Origin of the sequence: Flavobacterium sp. TMP13, from assembly GCF_050847115.1 — a bacterium.
Taxonomy (GTDB): Bacteria; Bacteroidota; Bacteroidia; order Flavobacteriales; family Flavobacteriaceae; genus Flavobacterium.
Genome location: NZ_CP193656.1, coordinates 748,309 through 773,068, shown reverse-complemented (window position 1 = coordinate 773,068; position 24,760 = coordinate 748,309). Strand labels below are relative to the sequence as shown.

The window sequence follows — 24,760 nt, the reverse complement described above, 5'->3', positions numbered from 1 at the left end:
TTGATTTCAGCCTTTTTTGTTAAAAAGTAATAGTTAATAATTCCGCTCTATAAGTATTGAGCTGATTGCTTATGATGCTTTTTTCATTCGTAAAAGAAAATACGTTTTTAAATAAGTTTTCGTAGTACTGTATTCCAGTAATCAGATTATCTCTAAAAGCTTCCAGTTTTTTAAGCTCTTTGGCGTTTGCCGTAGAAAATTTTAAACGGTAGTCTTTCTTAAAATAGTCAACATACATTTTCAACTCTTTCACAAACATGTGCGGACGATTATCTACTCGTAAAACTGACTTGTTTCCATAAATATGTTGTACCATATTACTCAGAGAAACTTCTTGGTCAAAATAAGCCATATTTGGACCAGGACAAATTACTACACCTTGCGCTTGGCCTTTTATTGGCATATCATTTTCAAGATAAGAAGCATTCGCTAAACCAACACACAGACAAGATTTTTCAGTAATTGCCTCTTTTTTATACTCATAGGTTTGGGGGTCTAAGTTTGCTTTTTCTAATTCTAACTCTCCCAATTTATGGTCTTGGTATTTTTTAGAAGCCGTACAAATTCCTTCTGGCCCCATTTCTTTACTTAAAGCCAAGAATTTTTTTGGACACGAACTTCCTGCCTTATTTTGATCAATTCTTTTTTGCTTAAAATTTTCGTTAGAACTTCCTCTTACAGTATTAAAGGGAACGCCTAAAGGCGAAATGTTACTCAAATACAAATCTTCTTCTTTTGATTTGGCTAATAATTCTCGGGTTTCAGCATCCACAGATGTAGCTTCGGGAACTAATAAAAAAGGAGAACCCCAACCCACCGAATCCACCTCGTAATGTTGTAATAAAAAATCGTGCTCTTCTGCAGTTCCAACCCCGCCTTGAACGGTAATTTTTATCGCCAACGGCTTTTCGGGAACGTATTTTCCTTTGCTTTCTAACGTCTTACTCAGTAATTCGTGAACGGTATTTTGCAGTTCGGCTTTCTTTTCCTTAAATTCTTCTAAGATTGGACCTAATAAAAAACCATCTGTGGCAAATGCATGACCGCCGCAATTTAAACCAGATTCAATTCGGTATTCAGAAACCCACAATCCTTTTTTAGCTAAAAAATTTCCTTGGATTAAGGCCGACCGGTAATCGCTTACTTTTAAAGTTATTTTCTTTTTTAGAGGTTGGTCTTTCGAAGGAAAGAACACATCAAAATTTTCGAAGTAAGCAAATAATCTTGGGTTCATTCCTGCAGATAATACAACAGATGAGCTCAAATTACTGTTAGCAAAACCTCGCAATGCAGCGTGAGCGTCGTTAAATTCCACAGGCAGAGCAACATTGTCTACAAAATTATCTTTATCTAATTTTGTCATTATGTTCACATCAATTGCGCCAGCACAAAGCTGTGTTTCAATGTAGTTTTGAACCGATTCTTTAAAATCAAGACCTTCTTGAATAAAGTGATGAACGCTCTTTTTTAGATCAGAAGTATTAGGAAGCATTTCTAAATAGCTGTCTAACGTTTCTTTGCTTTTAGCTAGTTCTAATTTAAAATTTTCCACTTTCTGCGTCACAATGTGATCTACTAAGTTAAGATACGATGTAATTCTCTTTGCTCTGTAGTCAGCTACTTTTTGAGTGATTTCTTGATACGGTAATTGGAATTTCTTGCTGTAAAAAGCATTCATTTTTTCAATTAAATCATCATCTGCAATCGAAATTACTGATGATATTCCGTACTGCGCTACACGAATCGGAGTGTCGATCGTGTACGCCAATCCCATTACTGGAATGTGAAAAGTATGTATGTCGTTTGTTTTCATAAGTATAAAATAAACGACAAATATTGCTAAAATCTGAATGTTAAAAGCTGATATTTATCATATTAACATTTTTTAAGCGCGGTGTTAAATCAAGATTTTCTTCAAGGATTCTGCTACATTTCTCCATAAGAAATTGTAAAATGATTTTTCCTGAATGCGCTCTAATTCCATTGTGCACGTTTTTGCGTGTTCATCAGAATCCTTTTTTACGAATAAATTGGCCACGGCGCTTTTTAATTTCGCTTCTTTGCGAGGCTCTTTCTTTTTATAAAAAGTTACGTCCAAATCGTCATAATCTAAAGATGCATTTCCTTTAGAATTTAGATCATTTCCCCAAATGTCAAACTTGTATTTTTTAAATTTTCCGTCAAAAGAAGCATTAACATACGGCATAGTAAAATGCTTCATCGCGTTTAGATCAAAGTCGGCAATCGTACCTTTAATGTTAAAACTATCGTTTTTGTCGAGGACATTAAATTTCCAGTCAACGTTTAAAGCTGAATTTTTCATAAAAATACAATTGATTTTTATTTTTAAATCTTCCGTTTTTATCAAACCTAAGCCACTTTGAATGTTAGTAGCTTTTAAATTAAAGCGGTCAAAAGTCAGTACAGCTGGCCCTTTATCGAAAGTAACCTCTTCTTCATACACCAATTTTGAATTACGCATTTCAAGATTTTCAATGGTCATCGCAAACTTTAAATTCCGTAATAATTCGCTATACAATTTCTTTTTACTCAAATCATCGGCCGGAATTTTATTTCGATAGATGTTAGCATCCACTTTGTCTAGTAAAATGTTCTTCACATTAAAAAATAAGTGCTCGTTTTTAAATCCCCAATCGATATCGCTTACCGTAAATTCTTTGGCTTTTACAATAAACAAATCCTTTTCTGTCTTTACGGTTTGCACAAATTGATGGCGATCTAAAAGAGGCAATAACTGAAAATTACTGGCCTTTAATTCGTGGTTTTCAATAATAAGATGTTCCATTCTCATTTTATAAAAAACGTTAGGCTGATATAAAATCGAATCAATCTTCAACTCATATTTTGAATACGTGAATGGGATTTTCTGTTGTAACGTATTTTCATCGATTTTGATTCCTTCGACATTCATCGCAACGTTTTTGGCATCAAAAAATACTTTATTGGTAGTAGTTGCTACCATAGTTACAGCACCTTCTTTAAGATAAATATCGTGTACTTTAATTATTTTCTCAAACGGACCGACCACATCATTTTTTACACGGTCAAAGTGGTCTTTGTCTTTCTCTTTTTGGTAGTATAAAATAACATCAGGTTGATTGATCGTAATGCTTTGCGCCCTGATCGTATTGCCGATCAAGAGTTCCCAAATGCTAAAATTTGCTACAGAAATAGTGTTGATGGTACCGTAAATACCAAGTTTTTCTTTGCTGTTTTTTGGTTTTACTTTGGGACTAATTACCACAGTATCGGCTTGAATACTGGTTGACCAAATATTTATAGTTAATTTTTTATAGCCGATTTCGTACGGAGTAGTGTTGTTCTCTTGAATGATTTGCGGCAGTTTTTTTTCGAGCCAAAGATTCAAACCGAAATTAGCGGTTACCAAAACCACCACTATACTACTGATCCCGATAATTATTTTTTTATTTAAAGTCATTTGTTGGTTATTTAGCTTAAATGTATACATTTAAAAACAGTTAGTCTTATATGATTATAAGTTGTTGAAATTATTATTTGTGGATTTTATGAAAAACTTGAAGAGAATTTTATTTGTATTTGGCGGCGTGTTGCTGCTCCTTATTTTTGGAGTTTTAGGTTTTATTTTTTATATGAAACCAAAGTACGAAGGAGAGTTGCGCCTAAAAAATCTAGAAAAAGAAACTACAGTTTATTTTGATGAATTTGGAATTCCGCACATTTATGCCAGTTCACAAAAAGATGCGATGCTTACATTGGGTTACGTTCATGCACAAGATCGATTGTGGCAAATGGAATTGATGCGCCGAATTGCTTCAGGACGTCTGTCTGAAATTTTTGGAACAGTAGCTTTGGATAATGACCGCTTTTTTGTCGGACTTGGTATCGAAGAAGCTTCCGCTAAAGCGATTGCTAAGCTGGATAAAAATAGCCCGAGTTATGTGCAGACAATGGCTTATCTAAAGGGAATTAATCAATATTTAGAAGAGGGAGTTACTCCAATTGAATTTCAAATATTAGGAATCAAAAAGCAGCAGTTCACATTAAAAGATGTGTATAATATTTACGGTTATATGGCTTTTAGTTTTGCCATAGCGCAAAAAACAGATCCATTACTCTCAGATATCAAAAATAAGTTGGGGGCAGCATATCTTAAAGATTTTGGTTTGCAAGGAGAGTTTAATACAACACAGATTAAAAGCACCAAAAATCAAAGTGAAGAATATGCCGCTGTTTCCAAATCAATTGCGGCTCTTTTAGAGAAAATGCCTGTCGCTGCTTTTGTAGGAAGTAATAGTTGGGTCGTAGCTGGTACGAAAACCAAAAGTGGTAAAGTAATTTTTGCTAACGATCCGCACATCGGGTTTTCACAGCCGGGTACGTGGTACGAAGCGCATTTGATAACGCCAGATTATGAAATGTATGGCTGTTATTTGGCGGGAACTCCATTTCCGTTATTAGCTCATAATCGTGAGTATTCGTATGGTTTGACGATGTTCGAAAATGATGATGTTGATTTTTATGAAGAGACAAATAACGTAAATGATGAAAACGAATATCAGACACCAAATGGATTTGAAAACTACACTACGAGAATTAAAACAATCAAGGTAAAAGACACGTCAGATGTTATTTTAAAGGTGAAAGTAAGTCGTCACGGACCACTGATGAATGATTTATTATTGGATGTAAAGAGTAAAAAACCGCTCGCCATGTCTTGGATTTATACCCAAGAACCAATCTTGCTTTTAGATGCAGTGTACGGATTGTCTCATGCGAAAAGCAAAGACGACTTTAAAAAAGCAGTTGAATTGGTCGCTGCGCCAGGATTAAATGTAATGTACGGTGATGCAAAGGGCAATGTAGCATGGTGGGCAACTGGAAAATTATATAAACACAACAAAGGAGTCAATACAAATTTTATCTTGGTTGGTGCTTCTGGTACCGATGACATTATGGAATACTTTGATTTTGATAAAAATCCGTCGGCTGAAAACCCAAAATTAGGTTACGTTTACTCTGCAAACAATCAGCCAGCAGCCATTGATGGTTATTTATATCCGGGCTATTATTTACCAGAAGATCGCGCGAAACGAATTGTCCGGTTGCTGGATGAAAAGTCGAACTGGGATAAAAAAAGTGTTAGTACAATGATGTTTGATAATACGTCGAGCGTTGCGTCAAAAGTGGTAAAAAAATTAGTGAAGTTTGTAGCAGGCGAGAAATTAACTCCTAAAGAAAGCGAAGTACTTTCGATAATGAAAAGCTGGAAAGGGACAAATAATTTAGAAGATGTAGCACCGACCATTTATAACAAATGGATTTATTTGTACTTAAAAAACACTTTTGAAGATGAATTAGGAAAAGACCATTTTGAATCTTTTTTAGGGACGCATTTAATGAAGCAAGTCATCGCCAAACAATTGGATAATGAGCAATCGATTTGGTGGGATGATGTGAGAACTGTCGATTTGAAAGAAACCCAAAATGATATTATTTTAAAATCCTTTCACCAAGCTGTGGTAGACTTAGAAAAGCAATTAGGAACAAAGACAAACGATTGGCAATGGAAAAATGTCCACACTGTCGAATACGGGCATCCGTTAGGAACTGTCAAAGCATTACGTAGTATTTTTAATGTGGGACCTTTTGGTACTGCTGGATCGAACGAGGTTATTGATAATCAATTTTTTTCTTTCTCTGAAGACGGAAATTATAAAGTGACTGGTGGGCCATCTACAAGACGTGTTGTTGATTTTGCAGATATCGAAAATAGCTGGAGTATCTTGCCAACAGGACAATCAGGAAATCCTTTTAGCAAACATTATAAAGATCAAGCCTTGTTGTATAACAGTGGAAAATATAGAAAAATGAAATTGAACAAAAATGAAATTGTAAAGTCGTCCACTAAGCTTGTTTTTAAAACTAAATAAGCTTCTTTCAGAATAAATTATTTGCGATTGAATCGTGGTTTTGAGTTTAACTTTTATAGCGGAATTGATATCTGTGAATCTGTTTAGTCCATAAATTTCGAAGCTGTTTCGAAGTAAAAATCAAATATTTAGAGCTTTGCAAATTCTTTCCTTAGATTATTAGTATTTTTACGAACTTATAAATATTCGTTATTCATGCAAACACCACTTAAAATTGCTGTTGTAGGTTCAGGATTAGTAGGTTCACTATTGGCAATTTATCTTAAAAAAGCAGGTCACGAAGTTCATGTATACGATCGTAGTCCTGATATTCGTAACATTACTTTTTCTGGCCGTTCAATTAATTTAGCAATGTCTGATCGAGGTTGGAAAGCATTAGATGGTGTAGGAGTTGGCGATGCAGTTCGCGAAATTGCTATCCCAATGGACAAACGTGCTATTCATTTGGTTGATAAGTTCAATTATCAGCCGTATGGGCAAGAGGGCGAATCTATTTATTCTATTTCTCGAGGGACTTTAAATCGAAAAATGATTGATCTGGCTGAGCACGCAGGAGCTGCTTTTTTCTTCGATCAAAAAATTTGGGACGTTACTTTAAGCGATGCTACTTTGCACATTGGGGAAAGCGAAAGAGGTGAGTGGACCGAAAAAAAATACGATATGGTTTTTGGAGCTGATGGTGCTTTTTCTAGAATCAGACATCGCATGCAACGTCAGAGTATGTTTAATTATTCGCAAGAATTTTTAAATATTGGTTACAAAGAATTACACATTCCTGCTAATGCAGATGGTTCTCATAAATTAGATAAAAACTCTTTTCATATTTGGCCACGAGGTGAATACATGCTAATTGCTTTGCCCAATCAAGACGGTAGCTTTACATGTACTTTATTTATGCCTTTTGAAGGAGAAAATTCATTAGCAGAGTTAAATAATGAAGAAGAATTAGAAACTTTTTTCAAGAAAAACTTCCCAGATTCCATTCAAGTAATTCCCATGTTAGCGGAAGATTTCTTTAAAAATCCAACAAGTACTTTGGTCACCATGAAGTGTTTTCCATGGACGTACACTGATAAAATTGCTCTTATTGGAGATGCTTGTCACGCAATTGTCCCGTTTTATGGACAAGGAATGAACGCCGGTTTCGAGGATATTACTGTTTTATTTGAAAAGATGCAGGAATTTGGAGACGATTGGAAAACCATTTTTTCTGAATATCAAATTGATAGAAAACCCAACGCAGACGCCATCGCTGAATTATCGTACCGTAATTTTATGGAGATGAGTTCTAAAACTGCCGACGAAAAATTTCTATTGCAGAAGAAAATAGAAAAAAGATTTGCGGAAAAATTTCCCGAAAAATGGATTCCCTTATATAGTAGAGTAACCTTTAGCGATCGACCGTATACCGAGGCGTTAGCGCTAGGTGATTTTCAAAATGAGATCATGCAAAATGTATTAAAATTACCCGATATTGAAACAATTTGGGATTCTGAAATAGTAGAGAATAAAATACTAGAGCTATTAGCTAAAGCGTAAAAAGTAAACCCGTTTAAAATATTTTAAACGGGTTTATTTTTTGATTTATTTTTTAAGCATTTTAGACAGAACGCCAAAAGCCCCACGTATAAAAGTCGCGCTTGTTAAAATTTTTAAAACTGACTTTCCTACTACTTCTGTCGTAGTTGGTTCTAACTTGGTTGCTTTTTTAACTACTTTTTCAGCTTGTTGCTTCGTAGCAATAACTTCCGCTTCGTTGATTTTTTTTGTCAACATTTCATAAGCACTTTCTCGGTCAATAAGCTCACTGTATTTCTTAACTAATTTCGATTTCGAATTTATTTCCTGAATTTCACTTTCGGTTAGTATGTCCATTCTGCTTTCTGGAGCACGCATCATGGTAGCAACTAACGGGGTTGGAATTCCCTTTTCGTTCAAAGCCGTAACCAAAGCTTCACCTATTCCTAAGCTCGTTAAAAGCTCGTCTGTTTTGTAAAATTCAGAGGTTGGGTAATTGTCCGCAGTTTTCTTAATTGCTTGCCTGTCATTAGCGGTAAAAGCGCGCAGAGCATGTTGGATTTTTAGTCCTAATTGTGCCAAAACTCCGCTAGGAACGTCCATTGGATTTTGCGTTACAAAGTAAATACCCACGCCTTTCGAACGAATTAATTTTACAATAGACTCAATTTGATCTAATAAAACCTTACTCGCTTCATTAAAAATTAAATGTGCTTCATCAATAAAAATAACCAATTCGGGTTGTTCAGCATCTCCTTTTTCTGGCATTTGCTGGTATATTTCAGCTAATAAACTTAGCATAAAAGTCGAGAATAATTTTGGCTTATCCTGAATGTCGGTTAGACGAATAATATTCACGTAGCCGCGTCCATTTTCATCAATTCGCATCAAATCATCTATTTCAAACGAAAGTTCACCAAAGAACAAATCGGCACCTTGCTGTTCCAATTCTATAATTTTGCGCAGAATAGTTCCAGTGGTCGAAGTCGAGATTTTTCCGTAGTTCGCGCTAATTTCTTCTTTCCCTTCTTCGGTAATATAGTTAATTACTTTTTTAAAATCTTTTAAATCCAGTAAAGGCATTTTTTTATCATCACAAAACTTAAAGATGACCGAAACCACTCCAGATTGCGTAGCATTCAAATCTAAAATCCTAGAAAATAAGACGGGTCCAAATTCAGAGACAGTCGCTCGCAATCGAACACCACCTTGTTCAGAGAGCGTCATTAATTCAATAGGAAAGTGTGCAGTCTTATACGGTAAATTTATTTTTGCATGACGTTCCGTAATAAAGGACTTCTCTTCTCCTTCTTTGGCAATTCCACTAAAGTCTCCTTTAATATCCATCATTAAAACAGGAATTCCAGCTTGCGAAAGTTGCTCTGAAAAAACCTGAATTGTTTTAGTTTTTCCCGTTCCTGTTGCTCCTGCAATTAGCCCGTGTCGGTTAAGTGTTTTGAGAGGGATTTTTACAAACGTATCTGCAATTGCCTCACCGTCCAACATAGCTCCACCCAAAATGATGCTTTCTCCCTTGGTTTGGTACCCATTTGTTATATTTTGAATGAAATCGTCTTTTTTACCCATGTTCTTTAGCGTTTTTTAGAGTTTGCAATATATGTTTTTTTGCGGAAATAGCTGAAAATTGGCATCGACACCTAATTATCACGTTTTTATTTAAATAGTGATTATTTTTTTTTAATTAACATTTAGTGAATAATCTACGTGTTTAGCGTGTTTTTTAATGAAAGGATGCAATTTTATTCATAAAAAATTATTTTTTATGTTTTATTTCATCAATGCACTATCGAAAACGATGTCGCTTTTTTGATTGTTGCGTTAAATTAATTGCAATAAAATTAAAAAAAGTTTTTTTATTTCAATGAAACATATAAATTTGCTCCACTACAAGTTTATTATAACTAAAAAATAAAATTATTTAAAACTATTAAAATTAAAAAAATGGCAAACGTTAAAGTTGAAAAGAAAAGCACTTCAAATGGAGGAGGAATGGTTTCAGGAATCATTATTGTAGCTTGTGTTTTTGTTGGTTGGTTAATTTGGGAATTTATCATGGGTGCTCCAGCTAACTTTGAAGGCGGTAATCCAGAAGGAACTCCTTTGAATACGCTAGGAATGGTTTACCACGGAGGTTTTATCGTACCGATTTTGTTAGGTATGTTGTTAATGGTTGTTGTATTTTCATTTGAAAGATTTTTTGTTATTTCTAAAGCAGCTGGAAAATCTAATTTAGATACGTTTATGACTAATGTTCAAAGAAACATTAAAGAAGGAAACATCGAAGGAGCTATTGCTTTATGCGATAAACAACAAGGTTCTGTTGCAAATGCAATTAGATCTGCGTTAGTTAAATACCAAGATGTGAAAAAAGAAGGATTCAATTCTGAAGAAGCTTCTGAAACAATTCACAAAGAAATCGAAGAGGCAACTTCATTAGAAATGCCAATGTTAGAGAAAAATATGACTATTATTTCTGCATTAGTATCTTTAGGAACTCTTGGAGGATTATTAGGAACAGTATCAGGGATGATCAAAGCGTTTGGTGCATTAGCATCTGCAGGTTCTCCTGACCAAGCAGCTCTTGCAACAGGTATTTCTGAAGCACTTGTAAATACAGCTACAGGTATTGCTACTTCTATCTTTGCAATTATTGCTTACAATTTCTTTACATCTAAAATTGATGATTTAACTTACTCTATTGATGAGGCTGGTGTTACTATTGTTAACACATACAGAAAATTCAGAGGAAGTTTAAAACAATAATAATTTTTTTGGCATGCTAGTAATGCCAAATTTAAAATAAAAGATAATGGCGAAAATAAAAATGAAAAAAAAGTCTATGTCTACGGATATGACTGCCATGTGTGATGTTGCATTTCTTTTGTTGACGTTCTTCATTTTGACCGCTACTTCTAAAGTTCCAGAGGCACTGCCAGTGGATACTCCTGCTTCAACAGTAGAGACTAAATTACCAGATTCTGATTTAGCTACTCTAACGGTTGGTAAAGGAAAAGTCTTTTTTGATTTAAAAGGAAAAGACGTTAGAATTAAAACTTTAGAGTTAATGGAGGAGAAGTACGGTGTTACTTTTTCTGAAGGCGATAAAACTGCTTTTTCTTTAATGAATGATTTTGGTGTCCCTATGACAAGTTTGAAATCGATCATTGAAATGAAAGGTGCAGATAGAAGTAAAGCAGATCAACCGGGTATACCTCAAGATTCTTTGGATAATCAGTTGAAAGACTGGGTTTTCAGTGCGCGTAAAGCAAACATAGAAGTAAACGATAAGGAATTACAGTTTGCTATAAAGGGAGATGCTAAAGAAGAATATCCAGCAATCAGAAAGATTATGGATATGTTGCAAGATCAAAAAGTAAATACTTTTAGTTTAGTGACCGGTAAAAGAGGACATGACTTTTAATTAAAAAAAACACACTAAAATGGCTGAATTAAATACCGGCGACGGTGGCGGTAAAGGTGGTAAAGTAAGAAGTAAAAAACAAAACTCAAAAGTAGATTTAACTGCTATGGTAGATTTGGCCTTCTTATTGATTACTTTCTTTATGTTGACTACCACGTTGTCAAAGCCTCAATCGATGAGTTTGGCATTGCCAGATAAAGACGAGAATCCTGATTTAAACGCAGAAATTAAAGTTGATGAAAAGAGAACTTTAACTTTGTTATTAGGTGAAAATGGGAAGTTGGTTTATTATATGGGGTTACTAGATAATCCAATTGCAGGACCAAAAGAGATCGCTTATGGCAAAAACGGAATCCGTCCAGAGCTTGTAGCAAGAAAACAATCGGTTATTGAGTATACAGGTACTAAAGATAAAGGTATCATCGTTATTATCAAACCGAGTAAGAAATCTAAATATAAAAACTTAGTTGATGTATTAGATGAGATGGCAATTACTGGAGTAGAGACATATGCAATTGTAAATGACTTTTCGCCAGAAGAAACAAAATTGTTAGACGGAAAATAGGCTTTGTCCTATTTTCTTAATAACCTAATAATTAAGAAAGATGAAATTAGATATTTTAAAAAATCAATGGCTTGACATTGTTTTCGAAGGTCGTAATAAGATCTACGGAGCATATCAGTTAAGAAAAGAAAATAAATCGACTACAATAAAAGCACTTATTATTGGAGCGTTTCTTTTCAGTTTGGCTGTTGCTATTCCACTTATCATCAATTTGTTGCCAAGTTCAAAAGATAAGGTAGTGAATATGGATGTTAAGATTACGACAGTAAAATTACCGCCAAAGAAAGTGGAACCAATTAAGCCTAATTTACCACCACCACCACCACCCGCTCCTAAAGTGGATCAAGTGAAATTTGTTAAGCCAGTTGTGGCTAAAACAGAAGAAGTAACTGAAGAGCCGCCTAAGATTGTGGAGATGAAGGACAAAAACGTTGGTAAAGAAACAATAAAAGGTAATCCAGATGCAGTATTAACTGTAGAACCTGTTGGTACAGGAACTGCAGCAGTAGTTGAAGAGGATAACAAAGTGTACAACACTGCGGGTATCGAAGTAAAGCCAGAATTTCCTGGAGGAATTGAGAAATTCTACAAGTTTGTTGGAAACAACTATAGAGCGCCAGAAGAAGAAGGTTTAAAAGGTAAAGTTTATGTTACTTTTGTTGTTGAAAAAGATGGTTCATTAACAGATATTAAGGTTTTAAGAGATATCGGTTACGGAACTGGAGCAGAGGCAATTAGAGTACTTAAGAAATGTCCGAGATGGCAGCCAGGAGAGCAAAATGGTAAAAAGGTTAGAGTTTTATACTCACTACCAATTACTATTCAAAGCGCTGACTAATGTTGAAGAAAATACTTGAAAATATTAAGAAGAAATCGCTTCACGAGCGGTTTCTTCTTGTTTTAGGAATGTCCTTTTTTTTACTATATTTGGTATTGGGCTTGATAATAATCTTTTCAAAATCACTTCCAATCGCAATGGAGCCAAAGTATCGTATTGCATTCGGAGCATTGTTGATTGTATATTCGTTTATTCGATTTGTTCGTTTTTTTAATTCTAATACGCAGTAAGTATGTTAAATAAAAGTAAAGTTTTAGCGTTGGTAAGTTTTAGTCTATTGCTGATTACATGCAATCAGAACGATAAAGATAAACAAGACAAAGAAACAATACTTAAGGGTAGTGTAACCGTTTTAACAGATGAAACATTAACTCCAGTTGTTGACGACCAGATGTTAATTTTTCAAGATATTTATGGAGCGAAAGTTACGGTGGTTTCAAAGTCAGAAGCTGAAATTGTAAATGATTTATTAAATCAGAAATTTGCAGTAGCTTTTATGGCTCGTAATTTAAGTGACAAAGAGAAAATGGTTTTTGAACAGAAGAAAATAGTTCCTAGAGTAACTCCTTTTGCTACCGATGCTATTGCATTGATTGGTAATAAAAGTAATAATGATACTTTAATTGCGTTACAAGACGTGATTAGTTTTATGGAAGGGAAATCTGCTAAAGGTATCAAAGGATTAGTGTTTGACAATCCAAATTCTAGTACCGTACGCTATTTGAAAGATTTAGCGAAAGTTGCTGCAATTCCTACTGAAGGAGTTTATTCATTTAAAACTAACGAAGAGGTTATTAAATTTGTAGCAGAAAATGAAGGAATGATAGGAGTAGTTGGAGTCAATTGGTTGACTCAGCCTTTGCCAGAGATGAATGAATTCATCAATAAAGTTAATATATTAAGTGTTAGAGGTCTTAACGACGAAAAGTATTATGCGCCTACACAAAACAGCTTAGCTAAAGGTTTTTATCCTTTGGCACGCGAATTGTATATTGTCAACTGTCAAGGTAGTGCTGGTTTAGGAATGGGGATTTCTTCATTCGTAGCTGGGGATATCGGTCAAAGAATAATTTTGAAATCAGAATTGTTACCATACAAGACTCCTGGAAGAAAGATTATAATAAGAAATGAAATCATTAATGATAAAAAATAAATTAAAAAAGATGAATAAGTTTAAAATTTTTACTCTTGGATTATTGGTTACTGCTGGAGCAGGTCATGCACAAGATTTAACAGAAGCAAAAAAAGCGATTGATGCAGAACAGTTTGAAAAAGCAAAATCGTTATTGAAAACTATTATTAAAGAAAATCCTAAAAGCGGAAAAGCAAATTTTATTTTAGGTAATGTATATTTAAATCAAGCAGTCGTTGATTCAGCTAAAATCTATTATTTAAACGGATTACAAGCGGCGGACAATGCTAATTTCAATTACATTGGTTTAGCACAACTTGATTTAAATAATAAAAATGTAGCTTCTGCGCAAGCAAATATCAACTTAGCGACAAAACCGATGCGTCGTAAAGATGTAGAGGAATTTATTTACGTTGGTAGAGCATATATTAATTCTACTAATCCAGATTACAAGAATGCGATTACAGTTTTAAATCGTGCGCTAGCTATTGATTCCAATAATTCGCAAGCATTACTTTCTTTAGGTGACGCCTATTATGGAGAGAGTAATCAAAATGAAGCTTACAAAGCGTATCGTAATGCATTTAGTGCAGATAACACTTTATTAAGAGCAAAAATGCAATTGGGGGTTTTACTAAAAGGTGCTAAATCATACGACGAAGCGATTAAGTCTTTTAATGAAGTAATTGCAATGAATGCAAATTACGGTCCAGTTTATAGAGAATTAGCAGAGACTTATTACAAATGGGGAAGAAATAAACCTTCTAAGTCTGAAGAAAATATGCAAAAAGCGATTCAGAATTATGAAAAATATTTGACACTTACCGATTATTCTTTAGATTCAAGAATGCGTCATGCTGATTTTTTAATTTTAGTAAAAGATTACAAAGCACTTGAAGTTGAGGCTAATAAAATGATCGAATTGGATAAAGTAAATCCAAGAATTTACAGATATTTAGGATATTCGGCTTATGAGAACGGTAATGTAGATTTAGCTATCAAATCTTTAAATGACTTTGTTAATTCACCTACCAATAATGTAATTGCGAAAGATTATATTTATCTAGGTTTAGCAAAAATTAAAAAAGGCACTAATGTAGAAGGTACTAAAATTGAGCCAGCAGCTTTTGAGGCAGGAATGTTGGATATTAAAAAAGCTTTAGAAATGGAACCTCTAGCTTCTGAAGAGTTAAGTGATCAAGGTAAAATTTTCTTTGGTAAAAAATTATATAAAGAAGCTGCTGCATTTTTTGAATTTGGAGCAAACAATCCAGAAGGAAATGGTTACTTAGATGATAACGTGTACTATGGTTTGTCACTTTATTACGCAAATGTAAACGGTGTTGATAAAATCGATACAGCTTCTCTTCAAAAAGCGGACGCTGCTTTTGAAAAAGTAATTGTTGCTTCACCGACCTATCAAGAAGCGTATCTTTTTAAAGCTAGAATCAATAGATTGTTAGAAAAAGATGACCTAATGGTTACTAACTACGACAAGTACATTGCTGTAACCACAGAAAAAGGAGCTGAAGAACTTGCAAATCCATCTACAATAACGAAGTTTATTGAAGCATATAATAATATAGCATCAAGTTATGCAAATACTGACAAAGCGAAAGCAATAGAGTATTTAAACAAAACGTTAGCGTTAGATCCTACTAATGCGTATGCAACTCAATCGCTAGCTGCATTAAAATAAGAATTGATAAAGAATCAATATGTAAACCCGATAGCTTTAAGCTATCGGGTTTTTTATTTTTCCATTTTCAAAACACTATCTTTGCACTTTAAATTTTTATAATGTTATCAAAAGAAATACAATTAGCTGTAAATAAAGGAGCAATGTTGCCCTTGATGGAAGAGTTTTACACTATACAAGGAGAAGGATATCATACAGGAACAGCCGCGTATTTTATTAGAATTGGAGGCTGCGATGTAGGTTGCCATTGGTGTGATGTTAAAGAAAGTTGGAATGCAGCATTGCATCCGCCAACAAGCACCGAAACTATAGTGGAGAACGCGAGTAAGTTTGCAGATACAGTCGTAGTAACGGGAGGAGAGCCTTTAATGTGGGATATGAGTTTATTGACAAAGCAATTAAAGGAAAAAAATAGAAAAGTGCATATAGAGACCTCTGGAGCTTATCCACTGTCTGGAACTTGGGATTGGATTTGTCTTTCTCCAAAGAAAAATAAGTTACCTACTCAAACCGTTTATGATAATGCGCACGAACTTAAAGTGATCATTTACAATAAGCATGATTTTATTTTTGCCGAAGAGCAAGCGAGCTTAGTGAACGAAAATGCTATTTTATTTCTGCAACCAGAGTGGAGTAAAAATGACGAAATGACGCCGCTTATTGTTGACTATGTTATGAATAACCCTAAATGGAGGGTTTCATTGCAAACGCACAAATACTTAAACATTCCGTAGGTTTTTGTAGAAGTATAGCACAAATAAAAGTCATTTCAATTTTTAAGAAATGACTTTTTTATTTTTAAGTTCGGCAGTTTAATTAATTTTAATTTTCATTGAAAGTGAATGTGAAAAATTAGAGTGTCAATCGAGCTAAATAGTCAAAGTGTTCTCCTTCTTGAATTAGCTCACACTTCAAGCCATTTGCTATCGAGGCATTTTGCAAAGTATTATAATCTAAATACAACCAGTCAAATGGAATCTCTCTTTCGTTTTTATAAGTTAGTGTAAAAGTCAACTCACCATAATATTCTTTTTCTGAAGGAATCCATTTTCCGCCATCTTCATCTTCGTCAAACATATAGATAATATCAGAGCTGTCAATTAAAATTTGTCCTCCAATATTTAAAAGCGATTTTAACTTTTGTAGATACAAATTGCAATTCTCTAGTTTGCCGAAAATTCCAGTTCCATTCATTAACAGCAAAACAGTATCAAATTTTTCTCCAGAATAATCTAAAATATTTTCAACTTCTGTATTTTGCAAACCACGAAGACGACAGGTTTCTATTGCTTTTGGAGAAATATCGATGGAATATACATCAAGCTTTCGATCATTTTGTAATGATAAACTGTGGCTTCCGGCTCCACAACCAACGTCTAGCGTTTTGCCTCTAGCGAGTTGTAATGCTTTTTTTTCAATTTCAGGCATTTCATTGTACGATCGAAACAAGTAGGAAATGCTCATTTCGTCAGGATCTGAGATCGAAGTTTCTGTAATTATATCTTCTGGATTATTGTTGGTCTGATAATCCAACATTGCTTTTCCGAACAAATCTAACATTTTATCTAAAGTTTAAGGTTCAATCTTTCAAGTTGAGTAACTTTGCGAGTCAACTTTAAAAATTTAAACTTGAAACCACAATTGAACGAACTTGGCAAGTTAGCCAAAGATAAGCATATCGAAAGCAAAAAGTATTTTGATAAGTTAAAAAAGAAAACGCCTAAAAATCTGGATTACGTGATGCAAGAAATTCACGAAGCAGAATTTAAAAAAACCAACTGTTTGTCGTGCGCTAATTGTTGCAAAACAACCGGACCTTTATTTACTTTGGCTGATATCGAGCGTATTTCAAAACATCTTAGGCAAAAGCCACAACAGTTTATCGAACAGTATTTACGCATCGATGAAGATCGTGATTATGTCTTGCAAGCCGTGCCTTGTACATTCTTGGATAACGAGAATTATTGTATGATTTATGATGTTAGGCCCAAAGCGTGTCGAGAATTTCCGCATACAGACCGAAAGAAATTTCAGCAAATATCTGATCTTACCTTAAAAAATGTAGCAATGTGCCCAGCTGCTTTTAATATTGTAGAAGAAATGAAAAAGAGATTACCCTTATAGAATTTTAAACTTTTCATAATTATTTTCCAACAGTCAGGAGTTCTCTATTTTAGATGTATTTTTGATGATGACAAAATCAGGTATTAATTTTAAACGCAGACATTAAAATTGAATTTAGAATATTTCATAGCCAAACGACTCATTACTTCAAAAGATAATAAAAGTAGCATATCAGCGCCTATTATCAAGATTGCTATCTCGGCAATTGCCATTGGTATGATTATGATGATTGTCTCTGTAGCAACGGGAATCGGTTTACAACAGAAGATTCGGGATAAAGTTTCTGCTTTCAACGGACAAATAATAATTTCAAATTACGATAACAATCAATCGGAGGTAACCTTAAGTCCAATTTCAAAAAAACAAGAGTTTTATCCTTATTTTAAAACGGTCCCTGAGGTAACTCATGTGCAAGCTGTTGCAACAAAGGCTGGAATTATAAGAACTGAAACTGCTTTTGAAGGAATTATTTTTAAAGGAGTGGGAACTGACTATGATTGGAATAATATAAAGGAATATCTAATCGCGGGTCAGTTGCCTATTTTTATCAATCAACTCAATGAAGAAGTGTTAATTTCGAGTTATCTCGCTAATAGGCTTCATCTCAAAGTCGGCGATAAATTCAATACCTTCTTTGTTAAGGAAGAACAAAATAAAATGCCCAACATTCGCCGTTTTCAAATTGTTGGTTTATTCAATTCAGGTTTTCAAGATTTTGATGCTACTTATATAATAGGAGACATTCGTCATATTCAACGCATCAATAAATGGAAACCAAATGAAATTGGAGCTTTTGAGTTGTTTACCAATGATTTCAGTGAAATAAAAAGTACTGGAGAAAAAGTGTACGAACAGACTTCGTCTTCGTTAGATACAAAGACAATAATCGAGAAGTACAATTACATTTTCGACTGGCTTAATTTATTTGATTTTAATATCATTGTTATTTTAGTTATTATGATTTTAGTGGCTACAATTAATATGGTAGTAGCATTATTGGTTCTTATTTTAGAGCGCACTCAAATGATCGGAATTTTAAAAGCACTTGGTGCAAACAATTGGACGGTCAGAAAAGTATTTTTATATAATGCATTCTATCTAATAGTGCGAGGTCTATTTTGGGGAAATCTAATAGGTGTCGGAATTTTGCTAGTTCAACAACAATTCGGAATCGTAAAGCTCAATCCAGAAAATTATTACGTAGATCAAGCTCCAGTTTATTTAAATTGGATGTACATTTTACTTTTAAACGGATTAACGATTGTTGTTTGTTTTGTGGTTCTACTTATTCCATCCTACATCATTACAAAAATATCTCCGGTCAAGGCGATCCGTTTTGACTAAAGCTAATTTTGTACTATTTAAAATCTTCCTTTATATATAGGTTTAGGAAGGTTTTTTATATTTAGGAGCTATTTCCTGTCATTCGCTGTATCTTCTATTGCTTAAAGAAAGCAATAGAAGGATGCCGCTGCTACCAGGGCTAGGATTTAGCTATTCTGTTTAAATTTTGTGTTTCAGATCAAGCAAGTTTTTGCGACCTATATATAAGGAGTAAATAAAGCAGTAAAATTAACTGAATCGAGTTCGAAGTTCTAGCATTATTATAAAGTGACAAAGAAACCTCTCAAAACCCAATAAAAACAGTGAAGTTTTAAAAAACTTAAAAGTTAATACCCAACATATTCTCATAAAATCCCACCAGAAGCAGGAAAGAGGAGTAGAATAAAAGCAAATACCCCACGTAAATCCAAAGAAACCGATCGAAAGCGATGTAAAAGGCTAAAAAGAGAATAGTGTAAAGTGTTCACAAGATTAAGGTTTCCAAAGAGTTAAGAATTTATTAAAAAAAAGATTGAAATAATGCAATAAAAAGGGTTGTTTATGTAAATAAAGTGACTATTTTTGCACCCGCAACAGCGACACGTTCTACTTTTTACTGACTACGAATTGAGATATTACAGCGGAGATTTTCTTCAAAAATAATATCAAAATAAAGTTTGTGTACTAAGAAAAAACGTTTTACATTTGCACCCCGCTAAAGGCGCAAGTTATTTGAGATACTGACAAGGAAGAATGGTTTTAGAGTTTGTAAAAAGGCTCAAAATAAATTTCATTTTTTTCTTGTGAGATTAGAAAAGAGTTTGTACTTTTGCAGCCGCCTTGAGAGACACTTAAACAAGTGAGAATTGAGGTTTTAAAATACAGAAGAATACGTTCCTAGACATATTGAATTGACAGCCGTTTTGAGAGAGATTTCAAAACAAAGAATAAGAGTAATAGAATCGAAAGATTTTGAGAATAACCACTAGATAATTCGGAGTCAAAAATAAATAGAGATAGATTTATCTGTCTCGCACAATATACGATGAAGAGTTTGATCCTGGCTCAGGATGAACGCTAGCGGCAGGCTTAACACATGCAAGTCGAGGGGTATAAGTAGCTTGCTACTTAGAGACCGGCGCACGGGTGCGTAACGCGTATGCAATCTACCTTTTACAAAGGGATAGCCCAGAGAAATTTGGATTAATACCTTATAGTATTACGACTTGGCATCAAGATGTAATTAAAGATTTATCGGTAAAAGATGAGCATGCGTCCCATTAGCTAGTTGGTATGGTAACGGCATACCAAGGCTACGATGGGTAGGGGTCCTGAGAGGGAGATCCCCCACACTGGTACTGAGACACGGACCAGACTCCTACGGGAGGCAGCAGTGAGGAATATTGGACAATGGGCGCAAGCCTGATCCAGCCATGCCGCGTGCAGGATGACGGTCCTATGGATTGTAAACTGCTTTTATACAGGAAGAAACAACTCTACGTGTAGAGTCTTGACGGTACTGTAAGAATAAGGATCGGCTAACTCCGTGCCAGCAGCCGCGGTAATACGGAGGATCCAAGCGTTATCCGGAATCATTGGGTTTAAAGGGTCCGTAGGCGGTTTAGTAAGTCAGTGGTGAAAGCCCATCGCTCAACGGTGGAACGGCCATTGATACTGCTAGACTTGAATTATTAGGAAGTAACTAGAATATGTAGTGTAGCGGTGAAATGCTTAGAGATTACATGGAATACCAATTGCGAAGGCAGGTTACTACTAATATATTGACGCTGATGGACGAAAGCGTGGGTAGCGAACAGGATTAGATACCCTGGTAGTCCACGCCGTAAACGATGGATACTAGCTGTTGGGAGCAATCTCAGTGGCTAAGCGAAAGTGATAAGTATCCCACCTGGGGAGTACGAACGCAAGTTTGAAACTCAAAGGAATTGACGGGGGCCCGCACAAGCGGTGGAGCATGTGGTTTAATTCGATGATACGCGAGGAACCTTACCAAGGCTTAAATGTAGATTGACCGGTTTGGAAACAGATCTTTCGCAAGACAATTTACAAGGTGCTGCATGGTTGTCGTCAGCTCGTGCCGTGAGGTGTCAGGTTAAGTCCTATAACGAGCGCAACCCCTGTTGTTAGTTGCCAGCGAGTCATGTCGGGAACTCTAACAAGACTGCCAGTGCAAACTGTGAGGAAGGTGGGGATGACGTCAAATCATCACGGCCCTTACGCCTTGGGCTACACACGTGCTACAATGGCCGGTACAGAGAGCAGCCACTGGGTGACCAGGAGCGAATCTATAAAACCGGTCACAGTTCGGATCGGAGTCTGCAACTCGACTCCGTGAAGCTGGAATCGCTAGTAATCGGATATCAGCCATGATCCGGTGAATACGTTCCCGGGCCTTGTACACACCGCCCGTCAAGCCATGGAAGCTGGGGGTGCCTGAAGTCGGTGACCGCAAGGAGCTGCCTAGGGTAAAACTGGTAACTAGGGCTAAGTCGTAACAAGGTAGCCGTACCGGAAGGTGCGGCTGGAACACCTCCTTTCTAGAGCCTAAGTGTTAGCAATTTATTGCACTCTTGGGAAAAAGACGAAGATTTTTATTGGTTTCAAAAAGGATTTATTTTATTACTCTGCTGTTAGTTCAAATAATACAATTAAGTAAAAGGTACAGATTTATGATTGTTTAATGCTGATTTTCAGCCCTGGATTTTAGGATCTAGAGCAAAGGGAATCAAATCACTTAAATCAAAAGATCATATTGTCTCGTAGCTCAGCTGGTTAGAGTACTACACTGATAATGTAGGGGTCGACAGTTCGAGTCTGTCCGAGACAACTAATTACTTAAAAAGAAGAAGAAATTCTAGAGTTGAGGAGTTATGAATGGTATTCATAATTCATAATTCACAATTCATAATTAAATTGGGGGATTAGCTCAGCTGGCTAGAGCGCCTGCCTTGCACGCAGGAGGTCAACGGTTCGACTCCGTTATTCTCCACAGTTCCGAAAGGAAAAAAGTTCATTGACATATTGAGATAAGAAAATAGTAAAAAAATAAGTAGAAAGAACACTTTTTAGTTATGAATGAGTAAGTTTTGTGTATTTGGTGTAAACTTAATACGTAGTACTTATTTTTTTAGACTTAAAGAGTAGTACAATAAGCAAAATAAGGGCGTATGGGGGATGCCTTGGCTCTCAGAGGCGATGAAAGGCGTGATAAGCTGCGAAAAGCTACGGGGATTGGCACACACGAATTGATCCGTAGATACCTGAATGGGGCAACCCACTATGTTGAAGACATAGTACACCGATAGGTGGGCAAACCCGCTGAACTGAAACATCTAAGTAGGCGGAGGAGAAGAAAACAAAAGTGATTCCGTAAGTAGTGGCGAGCGAACGCGGATTAGCCCAAACCAATGTTGTTACGGCAATATTGGGGTTGTAGGACCACGATATTTCTTGCATGAAGAATTAGAATCTACTGGAAAGTAGAACCATAGAGGGTGATAGTCCCGTATAGGTAATGAATGTAAAGGATAGTGGTATCCTGAGTAGGGCGGGACACGAGAAATCCTGTCTGAATTTGGCGGGACCATCCGCTAAGGCTAAATACTCCTGAGAGACCGATAGTGAACCAGTACCGTGAGGGAAAGGTGAAAAGAACCGTGAATAACGGAGTGAAATAGATCCTGAAACCATACGCTTACAAGCGGTCGGAGCCCTTTCGTGGGGTGACGGCGTGCCTTTTGCATAATGAGCCTACGAGTTAACGTTGCTGGCAAGGTTAAGTGGTTAAGCCACGGATCCGTAGCGAAAGCGAGTCTGAATAGGGCGCTTTAGTCAGTAGTGTTAGACGCGAAACCGTGTGATCTACCCATGGACAGGTTGAAGCTGTGGTAACACACAGTGGAGGACCGAACCCGTTGACGTTGAAAAGTCTTGGGATGATCTGTGGGTAGGGGTGAAAGGCCAATCAAACTCGGAAATAGCTCGTACTCCCCGAAATGCATTTAGGTGCAGCGTTATGCGTAAAGTTATATAGAGGTAGAGCTACTGATTGGATGCGGGGGCTTCACCGCCTACCAATTCCTGACAAACTCCGAATGCTATATAATGTTTCATAACAGTGAGGGCTTGGGTGCTAAGGTCCAAGTCCGAGAGGGAAAGAACCCAGACCATCAGCTAAGGTCCCCAAATATATACTAAGTTGAAAGAACGAGGTTCGTCTGCCCAGACAGCTAGGATGTTGGCTTGGAAGCAGCCATTCATTTAAAGAGTGCGTAACAGCTCACTAGTCGAGCGGACGAGCATGGATAATAATCGGGCATAAGTATATTACCGAAGCTATGGATTTACAATTTATTGTAAGTGGTAGGGGAGCATTCTAACAGGGTTGAAGGTGTGTCGTTAGGCATGCTGGACTGGTTAGAAAAGAAAATGTAGGCATAAGTAACGATAATGCGGGCGAGAAACCCGCACACCGAAAGACTAAGGTTTCCACAGCTATGCTAATCAGCTGTGGGTTAGTCGGGACCTAAGGCGAACCCGAAAGGGACAGTCGATGGCCAACGGGTTAATATTCCCGTACTACTGATTACTGTGATGGGGTGACGGAGTGATGAAAGCGCCGCGAACTGACGGAATAGTTCGTTGAAGTACCTACCTATAAGCTGCGCAGGCAAATCCACGCGGCTTGGGGAAATACGATAGTACTAGGAGTCTTCGGACAAATAGATAGTGCGCCTAAGGGCTTCCAAGAAAAACCTCTAAACTTCAGGTAATTAGTACCCGTACCGCAAACCGACACAGGTAGTCGAGGAGAGAATCCTAAGGTGCTCGAGAGATTCATGGCTAAGGAATTAGGCAAAATAGACCTGTAACTTCGGGAGAAAGGTCGCCAGCAGCAATGCTGGCCGCAGTGAAGAGGTCCAGGCGACTGTTTATCAAAAACACAGGGCTCTGCAAAATCGTAAGATGAAGTATAGGGCCTGACACCTGCCCGGTGCTGGAAGGTTAAGTGGAGATGTTATTCGCAAGAAGAAGCATTGAAATGAAGCCCCAGTAAACGGCGGCCGTAACTATAACGGTCCTAAGGTAGCGAAATTCCTTGTCGGGTAAGTTCCGACCTGCACGAATGGTGTAACGATCTGGACACTGTCTCAGCCATGAGCTCGGTGAAATTGTAGTAACGGTGAAGATGCCGTTTACCCGCAGTGGGACGAAAAGACCCTGTGCACCTTTACTATAGCTTAGTATTGACCTTGGACAAATGATGTGTAGGATAGGTTGGAGACTGTGAAGTGGCGTCGCTAGGCGTTGTGGAGTCATTGTTGAAATACAACCCTTTGTTTGTCTGAGGCCTAACCCCGTAATACGGGGGACATTGCTTGGTGGGTAGTTTGACTGGGGTGGTCGCCTCCAAAAGAGTAACGGAGGCTTCTAAAGGTTCCCTCAGTACGCTTGGTAACCGTGCGTAGAGTGCAATGGCATAAGGGAGCTTGACTGAGAGACATACAGGTCGATCAGGTACGAAAGTAGAGCATAGTGATCCGGTGGTTCCGCATGGAAGGGCCATCGCTCAAAGGATAAAAGGTACGCCGGGGATAACAGGCTGATCTCCCCCAAGAGCTCATATCGACGGGGGGGTTTGGCACCTCGATGTCGGCTCGTCACATCCTGGGGCTGGAGAAGGTCCCAAGGGTTGGGCTGTTCGCCCATTAAAGTGGCACGCGAGCTGGGTTCAGAACGTCGTGAGACAGTTCGGTCTCTATCTACTGTGGGCGCAAGAAATTTGAGTGGATCTGATTCTAGTACGAGAGGACCGAATTGGACAAACCTCTAGTGTATCTGTTGTTCCGCCAGGAGCATCGCAGAGTAGCTACGTTTGGAAGGGATAAGCGCTGAAAGCATATAAGCGCGAAACCCACCACAAGATGAGATTTCTTTTAAGGATCGTGGGAGATGACCACGTTGATAGGCTATAGATGTAAAGGCAGTAATGTCATAGTCGAGTAGTACTAATAATCCGTAAGCTTATGTACACTTTTCCCCCGATGCAAGTCGGGGGAGGAACCTTTCTAATACTATTTAAGTTTCTTTATCTCAGTATGTTAAGATATTGTTTAATTGATAATTAACAATTTATAATTGATAATTAATAATTAAGTTATTGCC

The 24,760-nt window shown here is 36.6% G+C and carries 15 protein-coding genes, 2 tRNA genes and 2 rRNA genes; 15 read left to right on the top strand and 4 right to left on the bottom strand.

Annotated features, from left to right (window positions below):
• Window positions 1-19: 19 nt before the first annotated feature.
• Both ACRASX_RS03380 and ACRASX_RS03375 read right to left on the bottom strand, forming a co-directional pair.
• Window positions 20-1,813 carry a hypothetical protein gene (locus ACRASX_RS03380; protein ID WP_432222412.1) on the bottom strand — a complete coding sequence of 598 codons (1,794 nt, stop codon included), beginning with the start codon at window positions 1,811-1,813 and terminating at the stop codon, window positions 20-22.
• Between the two features lie 84 nt (window positions 1,814-1,897).
• Window positions 1,898-3,460 carry a hypothetical protein gene (locus tag ACRASX_RS03375; protein ID WP_432222411.1) on the bottom strand — a complete coding sequence of 521 codons (1,563 nt, stop codon included), beginning with the start codon at window positions 3,458-3,460 and terminating at the stop codon, window positions 1,898-1,900.
• A gap of 88 nt (window positions 3,461-3,548) precedes the next feature.
• Between ACRASX_RS03375 and ACRASX_RS03370 the strand changes: the two genes are divergently transcribed.
• Both ACRASX_RS03370 and ACRASX_RS03365 read left to right on the top strand, forming a co-directional pair.
• Window positions 3,549-5,933: a penicillin acylase family protein gene (locus ACRASX_RS03370; RefSeq protein WP_432222410.1), complete on the top strand. Its 2,385-nt coding sequence runs from the start codon at window positions 3,549-3,551 to the stop codon at window positions 5,931-5,933.
• 195 nt (window positions 5,934-6,128) lie between these two features.
• Window positions 6,129-7,472 (top strand): FAD-dependent oxidoreductase, encoded by a 1,344-nt coding sequence (locus ACRASX_RS03365; protein WP_432222409.1) that lies wholly within the window; start codon window positions 6,129-6,131, stop codon window positions 7,470-7,472.
• 45 nt (window positions 7,473-7,517) lie between these two features.
• On the opposite strand, the gene ACRASX_RS03360 is transcribed toward ACRASX_RS03365, so the two are convergent.
• Complete coding sequence (locus ACRASX_RS03360) at window positions 7,518-9,038, bottom strand: helicase HerA-like domain-containing protein (RefSeq protein ID WP_432222408.1); 1,521 nt, start codon at window positions 9,036-9,038, stop codon at window positions 7,518-7,520.
• Window positions 9,039-9,413: 375 nt separating this feature from the next.
• Here ACRASX_RS03360 and ACRASX_RS03355 point away from each other — a divergent pair, with 375 nt between their 5' ends.
• From ACRASX_RS03355 to ACRASX_RS03325, 7 genes are all read left to right on the top strand, one after another.
• On the top strand, window positions 9,414-10,235 hold the full coding sequence (locus tag ACRASX_RS03355) for a MotA/TolQ/ExbB proton channel family protein (protein WP_066311206.1): 822 nt from the start codon (window positions 9,414-9,416) through the stop codon (window positions 10,233-10,235).
• A 46-nt stretch (window positions 10,236-10,281) separates the two neighbouring features.
• Complete coding sequence (locus tag ACRASX_RS03350; RefSeq protein ID WP_066311205.1) at window positions 10,282-10,893, top strand: ExbD/TolR family protein; 612 nt, start codon at window positions 10,282-10,284, stop codon at window positions 10,891-10,893.
• A gap of 19 nt (window positions 10,894-10,912) precedes the next feature.
• Window positions 10,913-11,458: an ExbD/TolR family protein gene (locus ACRASX_RS03345; protein WP_066311198.1), complete on the top strand. Its 546-nt coding sequence runs from the start codon at window positions 10,913-10,915 to the stop codon at window positions 11,456-11,458.
• Between the two features lie 40 nt (window positions 11,459-11,498).
• Window positions 11,499-12,296 (top strand): energy transducer TonB, encoded by a 798-nt coding sequence (locus ACRASX_RS03340; RefSeq protein ID WP_066311196.1) that lies wholly within the window; start codon window positions 11,499-11,501, stop codon window positions 12,294-12,296.
• 232 nt (window positions 12,297-12,528) lie between these two features.
• Window positions 12,529-13,449, top strand: coding sequence for a substrate-binding domain-containing protein (locus ACRASX_RS03335; protein ID WP_066311192.1), 921 nt, complete (start codon window positions 12,529-12,531; stop codon window positions 13,447-13,449).
• 10 nt (window positions 13,450-13,459) lie between these two features.
• Window positions 13,460-15,127, top strand: a complete 1,668-nt coding sequence (locus ACRASX_RS03330) for a tetratricopeptide repeat protein (RefSeq protein ID WP_432222407.1) — start codon at window positions 13,460-13,462, stop codon at window positions 15,125-15,127.
• 101 nt (window positions 15,128-15,228) lie between these two features.
• On the top strand, window positions 15,229-15,861 hold the full coding sequence (locus ACRASX_RS03325; protein ID WP_066311190.1) for a 7-carboxy-7-deazaguanine synthase QueE: 633 nt from the start codon (window positions 15,229-15,231) through the stop codon (window positions 15,859-15,861).
• Window positions 15,862-15,979: 118 nt separating this feature from the next.
• Here ACRASX_RS03325 and ACRASX_RS03320 read toward each other — a convergent pair whose 3' ends face one another.
• Window positions 15,980-16,687, bottom strand: a complete 708-nt coding sequence (locus ACRASX_RS03320) for a class I SAM-dependent methyltransferase (RefSeq protein WP_432222406.1) — start codon at window positions 16,685-16,687, stop codon at window positions 15,980-15,982.
• A gap of 69 nt (window positions 16,688-16,756) precedes the next feature.
• Between ACRASX_RS03320 and ACRASX_RS03315 the strand changes: the two genes are divergently transcribed.
• The 6 genes from ACRASX_RS03315 (at window position 16,757) to ACRASX_RS03290 (ending at window position 24,627) form a co-directional block, all read left to right on the top strand.
• A complete protein-coding gene (locus tag ACRASX_RS03315) occupies window positions 16,757-17,251 on the top strand; it encodes a YkgJ family cysteine cluster protein (RefSeq protein WP_432222405.1) in 495 nt (164 codons plus the stop codon).
• A 108-nt stretch (window positions 17,252-17,359) separates the two neighbouring features.
• A complete protein-coding gene (locus ACRASX_RS03310; protein ID WP_432222404.1) occupies window positions 17,360-18,595 on the top strand; it encodes an ABC transporter permease in 1,236 nt (411 codons plus the stop codon).
• A 1,021-nt stretch (window positions 18,596-19,616) separates the two neighbouring features.
• Window positions 19,617-21,132: ribosomal RNA gene (locus ACRASX_RS03305) — 16S ribosomal RNA — on the top strand.
• Between the two features lie 216 nt (window positions 21,133-21,348).
• Window positions 21,349-21,422: transfer RNA gene (locus ACRASX_RS03300), tRNA-Ile, on the top strand.
• Window positions 21,423-21,510: 88 nt separating this feature from the next.
• A tRNA-Ala gene (locus tag ACRASX_RS03295) sits at window positions 21,511-21,584 on the top strand.
• 157 nt (window positions 21,585-21,741) lie between these two features.
• A 23S ribosomal RNA gene (locus tag ACRASX_RS03290) occupies window positions 21,742-24,627 on the top strand.
• The 16S and 23S rRNA genes sit together here with 2 tRNA genes alongside, the layout of an rRNA operon.
• Window positions 24,628-24,760 lie beyond the last annotated feature (133 nt).

Excerpts from the sequence above, each read along its gene's own strand:
- ACRASX_RS03380 (WP_432222412.1), bottom strand. The coding sequence starts at position 1,813 with ATGAAAACAAACGACATACATACTTTTCACATTCCAGTAATGGGATTG.
- ACRASX_RS03360 (WP_432222408.1), bottom strand. The coding sequence starts at position 9,038 with ATGGGTAAAAAAGACGATTTCATTCAAAATATAACAAATGGGTACCAA.
- ACRASX_RS03320 (WP_432222406.1), bottom strand. The coding sequence starts at position 16,687 with ATGTTAGATTTGTTCGGAAAAGCAATGTTGGATTATCAGACCAACAAT.
- ACRASX_RS03375 (WP_432222411.1), bottom strand. The coding sequence starts at position 3,460 with ATGACTTTAAATAAAAAAATAATTATCGGGATCAGTAGTATAGTGGTG.
- ACRASX_RS03370 (WP_432222410.1), top strand. The coding sequence starts at position 3,549 with ATGAAAAACTTGAAGAGAATTTTATTTGTATTTGGCGGCGTGTTGCTG.
- ACRASX_RS03365 (WP_432222409.1), top strand. The coding sequence starts at position 6,129 with ATGCAAACACCACTTAAAATTGCTGTTGTAGGTTCAGGATTAGTAGGT.
- ACRASX_RS03335 (WP_066311192.1), top strand. The coding sequence starts at position 12,529 with ATGTTAAATAAAAGTAAAGTTTTAGCGTTGGTAAGTTTTAGTCTATTG.
- ACRASX_RS03355 (WP_066311206.1), top strand. The coding sequence starts at position 9,414 with ATGGCAAACGTTAAAGTTGAAAAGAAAAGCACTTCAAATGGAGGAGGA.
- ACRASX_RS03340 (WP_066311196.1), top strand. The coding sequence starts at position 11,499 with ATGAAATTAGATATTTTAAAAAATCAATGGCTTGACATTGTTTTCGAA.
- ACRASX_RS03350 (WP_066311205.1), top strand. The coding sequence starts at position 10,282 with ATGGCGAAAATAAAAATGAAAAAAAAGTCTATGTCTACGGATATGACT.
- ACRASX_RS03345 (WP_066311198.1), top strand. The coding sequence starts at position 10,913 with ATGGCTGAATTAAATACCGGCGACGGTGGCGGTAAAGGTGGTAAAGTA.
- ACRASX_RS03325 (WP_066311190.1), top strand. The coding sequence starts at position 15,229 with ATGTTATCAAAAGAAATACAATTAGCTGTAAATAAAGGAGCAATGTTG.
- ACRASX_RS03330 (WP_432222407.1), top strand. The coding sequence starts at position 13,460 with ATGAATAAGTTTAAAATTTTTACTCTTGGATTATTGGTTACTGCTGGA.